Source organism: Burkholderia sp. A9, assembly GCF_000801975.1.
The window spans coordinates 56,556-63,659 of the sequence record NZ_JSZN01000022.1; the positions used below are offsets into that span (position 1 = coordinate 56,556).

At 62.8% G+C, this 7,104-nt stretch carries 10 protein-coding genes and 1 tRNA gene; 8 read left to right on the top strand and 3 right to left on the bottom strand.

The genetic code is table 11. The features are described 5' to 3' along the window. Positions 1 to 165: 165 nt before the first annotated feature. The 6 genes from petA (at position 166) to PI86_RS11700 (ending at position 4,342) form a co-directional block, all read left to right on the top strand. A complete protein-coding gene (petA, locus tag PI86_RS11675; protein ID WP_014898293.1) occupies positions 166 to 786 on the top strand; it encodes a ubiquinol-cytochrome c reductase iron-sulfur subunit in 621 nt (206 codons plus the stop codon). After that, a complete protein-coding gene (locus PI86_RS11680; RefSeq protein WP_014898292.1) occupies positions 786 to 2,168 on the top strand; it encodes a cytochrome b in 1,383 nt (460 codons plus the stop codon). Before petA ends, PI86_RS11680 begins: the two co-directional genes overlap by 1 nt. Before the next feature lie 21 nt (positions 2,169 to 2,189). Then, the gene (locus PI86_RS11685) at positions 2,190 to 2,948 is read left to right on the top strand and encodes a cytochrome c1 (RefSeq protein ID WP_039322286.1); all 759 of its coding nucleotides are present in this window, start codon (positions 2,190 to 2,192) and stop codon (positions 2,946 to 2,948) included. Positions 2,949 to 3,042: 94 nt separating this feature from the next. Next, the gene (locus tag PI86_RS11690; RefSeq protein WP_014898290.1) at positions 3,043 to 3,654 is read left to right on the top strand and encodes a glutathione S-transferase N-terminal domain-containing protein; all 612 of its coding nucleotides are present in this window, start codon (positions 3,043 to 3,045) and stop codon (positions 3,652 to 3,654) included. A gap of 71 nt (positions 3,655 to 3,725) precedes the next feature. Next, positions 3,726 to 4,247, top strand: a complete 522-nt coding sequence (locus PI86_RS11695) for a ClpXP protease specificity-enhancing factor (protein ID WP_014898289.1) — start codon at positions 3,726 to 3,728, stop codon at positions 4,245 to 4,247. Positions 4,248 to 4,266: 19 nt separating this feature from the next. Next, a tRNA-Thr gene (locus PI86_RS11700) sits at positions 4,267 to 4,342 on the top strand. A gap of 108 nt (positions 4,343 to 4,450) precedes the next feature. On the opposite strand, the gene PI86_RS11705 is transcribed toward PI86_RS11700, so the two are convergent. Beyond that, on the bottom strand, positions 4,451 to 4,696 hold the full coding sequence (locus PI86_RS11705) for a helix-turn-helix domain-containing protein (RefSeq protein WP_235362743.1): 246 nt from the start codon (positions 4,694 to 4,696) through the stop codon (positions 4,451 to 4,453). Between the two features lie 34 nt (positions 4,697 to 4,730). Continuing rightward, the gene (locus PI86_RS16490; RefSeq protein ID WP_082012221.1) at positions 4,731 to 5,009 is read right to left on the bottom strand and encodes a type II toxin-antitoxin system RelE/ParE family toxin; all 279 of its coding nucleotides are present in this window, start codon (positions 5,007 to 5,009) and stop codon (positions 4,731 to 4,733) included. 317 nt (positions 5,010 to 5,326) lie between these two features. Between PI86_RS16490 and PI86_RS11710 the strand changes: the two genes are divergently transcribed. Beyond that, complete coding sequence (locus PI86_RS11710; RefSeq protein WP_006757125.1) at positions 5,327 to 5,530, top strand: hypothetical protein; 204 nt, start codon at positions 5,327 to 5,329, stop codon at positions 5,528 to 5,530. Positions 5,531 to 5,611: 81 nt separating this feature from the next. Here PI86_RS11710 and PI86_RS11715 read toward each other — a convergent pair whose 3' ends face one another. Then, complete coding sequence (locus PI86_RS11715) at positions 5,612 to 6,412, bottom strand: transporter substrate-binding domain-containing protein (protein WP_039322289.1); 801 nt, start codon at positions 6,410 to 6,412, stop codon at positions 5,612 to 5,614. 339 nt (positions 6,413 to 6,751) lie between these two features. Here PI86_RS11715 and PI86_RS11720 point away from each other — a divergent pair, with 339 nt between their 5' ends. Then, the gene (locus PI86_RS11720; RefSeq protein WP_014898262.1) at positions 6,752 to 7,069 is read left to right on the top strand and encodes a DUF7716 domain-containing protein; all 318 of its coding nucleotides are present in this window, start codon (positions 6,752 to 6,754) and stop codon (positions 7,067 to 7,069) included. Positions 7,070 to 7,104 lie beyond the last annotated feature (35 nt).

Consider the following 7,104-nt stretch of genomic DNA (forward strand, 5'->3'; position numbering starts at 1 on the left):
AGCGGAATGATTTAATCGCTCCGATAGTGGGGGGAAACCCTTGACTATCAACTACTTCGAAGGGATTTTCATCTCCGGGCCTTGTAAATGGCGACTCCATTCGAGCAAACTAGCGGCGGAATGGAAAGTCGTGACGGAAAATCCAACTCAGAAGTGGGGCGTGTGATGCGAGACAAGGAAGAGAAACGCGTCGACAGCGGCCGCCGTACCTGGCTGATTGCGACATCCGTAGCAGGTGGCGTGGGAGGCGTAGCCACTGTCATACCTTTCGCGGCGTCGCTTGCGCCGTCCGCGAAAGCGAAAGCGGCCGGTGCGCCGGTCGAGGTCGACATCAGCAGTCTGAAGCCCGGCGAAATGGTCACCGTGCCGTGGCGCGGCAAGCCGGTCTGGATCCTGAACCGCACCGACGACATGCTGGCCGACGTCGTCAAGGCCGACAAGGAAGTGGCCGATCCGACCAGCAAATCCCCGTATTCGATGGCGTTGCCCGCCTATTGCGCGAACGAATATCGCTCGCGGGCCGATCGCAAGAACATTCTCGTCGTGATGGCCGTGTGTACGCACCTCGGCTGCACGCCTAGCCAACGCTTCACGCCGGGTCCGCAGCCGAACCTGCCGGACGACTGGCCGGGCGGTTTCCTGTGCCCTTGCCACGGTTCGACCTACGACCTCGCCGGCCGCGTGTTCAAGAACAAGCCGGCGCCTCAGAATCTCGACATCCCGCCCTACATGTTCACGTCGGCGACGACCCTCGTGATCGGCAGGGACGAGAAAGGAGACGCGTGATGGCTGCCGACAACAAAGAAGTCTCCACGACAGGTCTCACCGGCTGGATCGACCAGCGCTTCCCGCTCACGTCCACCTGGAAGAAGCACGTTTCCGAGTACTACGCGCCGAAGAACTTCAACTTCTGGTACTTCTTCGGCTCCCTCGCGCTGCTCGTGCTCGTCAACCAGATCGTCACGGGCATCTTCCTGACGATGAACTACAAGCCCGACTCGACGCTCGCGTTCGCGTCGGTCGAGTACATCATGCGCGAGGTGCCGTGGGGCTGGCTGATCCGCTACATGCACTCGACCGGTGCATCGATGTTCTTCGTGGTCGTCTACCTGCACATGTTCCGCGGGCTGATGTACGGGTCGTATCGCAAGCCGCGCGAGCTCGTGTGGATCTTCGGTTGTGCGATCTTCCTGTGCCTGATGGCCGAGGCGTTCTTCGGCTACCTGCTGCCGTGGGGCCAGATGTCGTTCTGGGGCGCGCAGGTGATCGTGAACCTGTTCTCGGCGATCCCGTTCGTCGGCCCGGACCTGTCGCTGTGGATTCGCGGCGACTACGTCGTGTCCGACGTCACGCTGAACCGCTTCTTCGCGTTCCACGTGATCGCGATTCCGCTCGTGCTGGTCGGCCTCGTGATCGCGCACCTCGTCGCGCTGCACGAAGTCGGGTCGAATAACCCGGACGGCATCGAGATCAAGGCGAAGAAGGACGAGAACGGCATTCCGCTCGACGGCATTCCGTTCCATCCGTACTACTCGGTGCACGATTTCTTCGGTGTCTGCGTGTTCCTGATGGTGTTCGTGCTGATCGTGTTCTTCTCGCCGGAGATGGGCGGCTACTTCCTCGAGTCGAACAACTTCGTCCCGGCGAACCCGCTGCAGACGCCGCCGGAGATCGCGCCGGTCTGGTACTTCACCGCGTTCTACGCGATGCTGCGCGCGACCACCGACCCGTTCAAGATCGTGCTGATGATCGTGATCGCGCTGCTCGGCGTGGTCGCGCTGATCCGCGCGCGCGGCAAGTGGAAGGTCGGACTGCCGGTGCTGGCTGCTGCGATCGTCGTGTTCATGTTCCTGACGGAATCGAAGTTCTGGGGCGTCGTCGTGATGGGCTCGGCGGTGATCACGCTGTTCTTCCTGCCGTGGCTCGACCGCAGCCCGGTGAAGTCGATCCGCTACCGGCCGCTGTTCCACAAGGTGTTCCTCGGGATCTTCGTCGCGGCGTTCCTGACCCTCGCGTTCCTCGGCACGCGGCCGCCATCGCCGGTCTCGACGCTGATCGCGCAGGGCTGCGCGCTGATCTACTTCGCGTTCTTCCTCGGCATGCCCGTCTGGACGCCGCTTGGCACGTTCAAGCAGCCGCCGGAGCGGGTGCGCTTCAAGCCCCATTAACGTGAGCGAGGAGAGAACAACATGAAGAAACTGCTTTCGACGCTCGCGCTGATCGGGGCGACGGCCGTTGCGCTGCTGGCGGCGCCGGCCGTGCGCGCGGAAGGTAATTTTCCGCTCGACCGGGCGCCCGATAACACGGAAAATCTCGTTTCGCTTCAGCACGGCGCGCAATTGTTTGTAAACTATTGCTTGAACTGCCACAGCGCGAACCTGATGCGCTACAACCGTCTGACGGATCTGGGCATATCCCAGAAGGAGATCGAAACGAATCTCCTGTTCACGACCGACAAGGTCGGGAACACGATGTCCGTCGCGATGCGGCCCGAAGACGCGAAGAACTGGCTCGGCACCACGCCGCCCGACCTGTCGGTCGAGGAGCGGGCGCGCGGCCGCGACTGGCTGTATACGTATCTGCGTGGTTTCTACCGAGACGATACGCGGCCGACCGGCTGGAACAACGCGGTGTTCGAGAACGTCGGCATGCCCCATGTATTGTGGCAACTGCAGGGGCAGCGCACTGCCAAATTCGAAGACAGGACGGACGAGGAGACGGGCGAGAAGGTCCACACGCTCGTCGGCTTCCAGCAGGTCACGCCGGGGACGTTGTCGCCGCCGGATTATGATGCTGCGGTTGCCGACCTGGTGGCCTATATGACATGGATGTCCGAGCCGGCCCAGCAGACCCGCAAACGCCTCGGCGTATGGGTGCTGGTCTTTCTCGGTGTCCTGACTTTCCTGGCTTGGCGGCTCAACGCCGCGTACTGGAAAGATATCAAGTAAACACGCCTGACCGGCGTGGGGTCGGCGCAAGGCGGAACCCGTGAAAGGGGTTGCGCCGCGTGCCGGCCCTCGGCTTTTTTGAGGAAATGCAAATATGATGGTTCTGTACTCTGGCACAACTTGCCCGTTCTCCCAGCGCTGCCGGCTGGTACTGTTCGAGAAGGGCATGGACTTCGAGATCCGTGACGTCGACCTGTTCAACAAACCGGAAGACATTTCGGTGATGAACCCGTACGGTCAAGTGCCGATCCTGGTCGAGCGCGACCTGATCCTGTACGAATCGAACATCATCAACGAGTACATCGACGAACGCTTCCCGCATCCGCAACTGATGCCGGCCGACCCGGTGCAGCGCGCACGTGCGCGCCTGTTCCTGCTCAACTTCGAGAAGGAACTGTTCGTGCACGTCAGCACGCTCGAGAACGAGAAGGGCAAGGCAGCGGAGAAGAATCACGAGAAGGCACGTCTCGCGATCCGCGATCGCCTGACGCAGCTCGCGCCGATCTTCCTGAAGAACAAGTACATGCTCGGCGAGGAGTTCTCGATGCTCGACGTCGCGATCGCGCCGCTGCTGTGGCGTCTGGATCACTACGGCATCGAACTGTCGAAGAACGCTGCGCCGCTGATGAAGTACGCCGAGCGGATCTTCAGCCGTCCGGCCTATATCGAAGCACTGACGCCGTCCGAAAAGGTCATGCGTCGTTGATGATGCAATGAGGGCATGACGGAGCGGGCGGCGCGGCGTGCCGCGTACCCGCTCCGGGTTCGAGGATTGTGATGCAAGAGATTTCAACGAAGCCTTATCTGCTGCGCGCGCTGTATGAGTGGTGCACCGATAACGGTTACACGCCGCATATCGCGGTGAGGGTCGACAACTCGACGCGCGTACCGCGTCAGTTCGTGCGTGACGGCGAGATCGTGCTCAACGTCAGCTTCGAGGCGACGAGCCAGTTGCAGATGGGCAACGAGTGGATCGAGTTTACCGCCCGGTTCTCCGGGAAGGCGCACAAGATCGAGATTCCGGTGGCCAACGTGCTCGCGATTTACGCGCGGGAGAACGGGCAGGGGATGGCGTTCCAGGTCGATGCAGTGGCGGGCGAGGGTGCGGATTCGGGTGCGTTCGACGAAGATGCTGCGCCGGCCGGTGATGTGCAGCGTGACGAGTCGCCTGCCGTGCTCACGCCGGTGGTCGACAGCGGCGCGAACGAGGAACCGTCAGAAGGTGCCGACGAACCGCCGAAAACCGACGGTGACGGCTCGAAAGGCGGTAGCAGACCTCGCCTCAAGATCGTGAAATGAGGTAGAATCTCGCGCTTACGCCGGCTTAGCTCATCTGGTAGAGCAGTTGATTTGTAATCATCAGGTGGCGGGTTCGAGTCCTGCAGCCGGCACCAAATCCGAAGAGGGGTTACGGAATTTTCCGTAACCCCTTTTTCGTTTGCGGCGATCGCCTGCGTGGGCCTTGCGCGCGCGTGGTGCCATCGCGCGGCAATCGAACTACTTCATCGCTTCCAGACGTACCACGGCTCGGCTTCCCGTGCCTCGGCGTAGCGCGACAGCGTGCGCAGCGACGGCATCGCGCGACCACTCTCCATCCGCGCGATGGTCGATTGAGTAGTCTGCATCCTCTCCGCGACCTGTTCCTGCGTCAATCCGGCGCGTACGCGTGCCACGACCAGTTCGCGGGCAACGGCGAACTCCGGTGTTTGTGCGTCATATGCGGCCTGCGTAGCCGGATCGGCCAGCAAGCGCTTCTTCAAAGTTGCAAGGCTTGGCCAACGCTCAATCCTCTTTCATCCGGGCGCACGCCATTTCGATAGCGCGACGCGGTGTTCTCTGCGTCTTCTTCACGTACACGTGCAGCACGATCAGGCGTTGCCGTGTCCGAGCGACGTATATCGCCCGCGCGATGCCATCACGCCCGGTCATGCGGATTTCCCACAGTCCCGGATGCCGCGCGGTTTGCCAACGCGCCGTCCAGCCACTGTCGAAACGTAATCCTGCTTCGCAGGCAGCAAGCGCCGCCCGCCCCACATCGGCCCGAGCTGTCCAGCCACGCATGATGCCCCGGCAGGATCTTCGGCGACTCGCGTACCCGCAGACGCGCCCGCGCGATCCGCGCCTGTCGCTCCGCAGTTACGCCCCCTGTTCCTGTCATGCCCGCGTCACGATGCCCCCCTAAGGTTGCACGTTCCCGTCGCGGCACCATCGCCTCGACCGGGCGTGCGCAAGCCGCATGCGACGCCGTGCCCGCGTCGCGCAGGCGGACAACCGGGTCTCGCTCCCGGCGACGCATCGACCATGCATCGCACCATTCCATTCGAAAACACGATCGACGCCGATTGAGCTGGATCGCGGACGATCAGGAGACTGGGACCATGTTGAGTCCACATGAATTTTCGATGCTGCTGCGCATTGCACGCGCACCGGACAGCGTCGACCCGTCGAACCCGGCTTTCGCCGTGCTCGTCGAAAAACGGCTGGTTGACGATACGCAGGTACGCGTGAATGCGGTGGCTGCGCGCCCGGCGCTGACGCCGATCGGACAGCTGCTGCTCGCGCGCTTCGACGAAGCGGCTTGAGGGAAGGGAACAGAACTGCAGATGAGCGTCACGCCTTCGCCGCAGCGAAGGACGTGACGCATCCAAAACACGGGGATCCGCTTACTGCGCGACCGGCACCGTCACGTCGCTGCCGAACCAGTGCATCGAGATCTTCTTCAACGTGCCTTCCTTGCCCAGCGAATCCAGCGCATCGTTGATCGCCTTCTCGAACTTCGGATTGCCCTTGCGGAACGGGATCGCCATCTCCTGCTTGCCGCCGTTCAGCACCGCACCCGCGCGCAGCGGCAGGTTCGAGGTCTTGATCATGTACGGCAGCATCAGGCGGTCGTCGAGCGTTGCCTCGATCCGGCCCGCTGCGAGGTCGCGCAGCTTCTCCGGCGCGCCCGGATACGTCTGCACCTCGATGCCGGGCACGCTGCGCGCCATCTGGTCGTAGTTGGTGCCGAGCGTCACGCCGAGCTTCTTGCCCTTGAATTCATCGAGCGACTTGAAGTTGCGCGTGTCGTCCTTGCGCTGGATCAGTTGCGCAGCCGAGTACGTGTACGGCACGCTGAAGTCGAGCGCTTCCTTGCGCTGCGGCGTGATCGTGACCTGATTGACGATCACGTCGAACTTGCCGGCCTGCAGCCCCGCGATGATGCCGCTCCATTCGGTCGGGACGAACTGCGTCTTCACGCCGAGCTTGCCGGCGACCGCATTCGCGACGTCGACGTCGAAACCCTCGAGCTGCCCCGACGTGCCGCGCGAGTTGAACGGCGGATACGTGCCTTCGAGGCCGACGCGCAGCACGCCGGCTTTCTTCACCGAATCGAGCAGGTCGTCCGCGTGCGCGGCGACGGCCGTGAATCCGAGGGCGGATGCGAGCAGCAGGCCCGACAGCAGGAACTTCGAACGTTTCATCGCAGATCTCCAGTGTTCAGTGTGGCAATTGAGCGTCGGGCATCGATCGTGCCTCGACCTGGCCGGAATACGGGCACGTAGACACTACTCGCAACCGGGCCGCGCCGAAAGTCGAATTGGCCCTGATTGCAATCGATATCAACCGGCGGCGGGTTGGGGGCGTGCGCAGGAAGGCGCTGCGGGGGCGGTGCAGGCCGGCGACACCAGTGCGCGCGGCCTCGTGCCGGCGGAATTGGCATAATCACGGCTTGCCGACGCGTGCGGCGGCGGCGCGCACCTTGCCGTGCGACCGTCGCGCTGCCGTTGGGGCGTATTTACCCGGTTACCATCGCAATACCCATGCCGACCATTACCGCGACCGAAGTGTCGCTGAAACACATTCTCGAACGCCCGGGGGATTTCTCCGGATGGCTTTGTCTGCCGCCGATGCCGTGGACGCTCGACACGGCGGGTGCATTCGCCGAAGACGATCGCGACGCCGACGCCGACACACCGCCTGCCATCGCAACGCAACCCGGTTGGCGCGTCACGCTGGCCAGCACGACGATCGAGGACATTGTGATCAACGCGCATGACCAGGTCGACGAACCGAGTGTCGCGCAGTTGTTCGACGCGTTCGTGTTTTACGTCGAGAACGACGAGTTCATTCTGTTCTGACGACGAGCGGCGCGCGCCACAGTGAAAAAGGACCG

What these genes read in the sequence shown, in the direction of transcription:
- PI86_RS11715 (WP_039322289.1), bottom strand. Translation starts at nt 6,412, where the DNA reads ATGAAACGTTCGAAGTTCCTGCTGTCGGGCCTGCTGCTCGCATCCGCC.
- PI86_RS11720 (WP_014898262.1), top strand. Translation starts at nt 6,752, where the DNA reads ATGCCGACCATTACCGCGACCGAAGTGTCGCTGAAACACATTCTCGAA.
- PI86_RS11710 (WP_006757125.1), top strand. Translation starts at nt 5,327, where the DNA reads ATGTTGAGTCCACATGAATTTTCGATGCTGCTGCGCATTGCACGCGCA.
- PI86_RS11690 (WP_014898290.1), top strand. Translation starts at nt 3,043, where the DNA reads ATGATGGTTCTGTACTCTGGCACAACTTGCCCGTTCTCCCAGCGCTGC.
- petA (WP_014898293.1), top strand. Translation starts at nt 166, where the DNA reads ATGCGAGACAAGGAAGAGAAACGCGTCGACAGCGGCCGCCGTACCTGG.
- PI86_RS11695 (WP_014898289.1), top strand. Translation starts at nt 3,726, where the DNA reads ATGCAAGAGATTTCAACGAAGCCTTATCTGCTGCGCGCGCTGTATGAG.
- PI86_RS16490 (WP_082012221.1), bottom strand. Translation starts at nt 5,009, where the DNA reads ATGCGTGGCTGGACAGCTCGGGCCGATGTGGGGCGGGCGGCGCTTGCT.
- PI86_RS11680 (WP_014898292.1), top strand. Translation starts at nt 786, where the DNA reads ATGGCTGCCGACAACAAAGAAGTCTCCACGACAGGTCTCACCGGCTGG.
- PI86_RS11685 (WP_039322286.1), top strand. Translation starts at nt 2,190, where the DNA reads ATGAAGAAACTGCTTTCGACGCTCGCGCTGATCGGGGCGACGGCCGTT.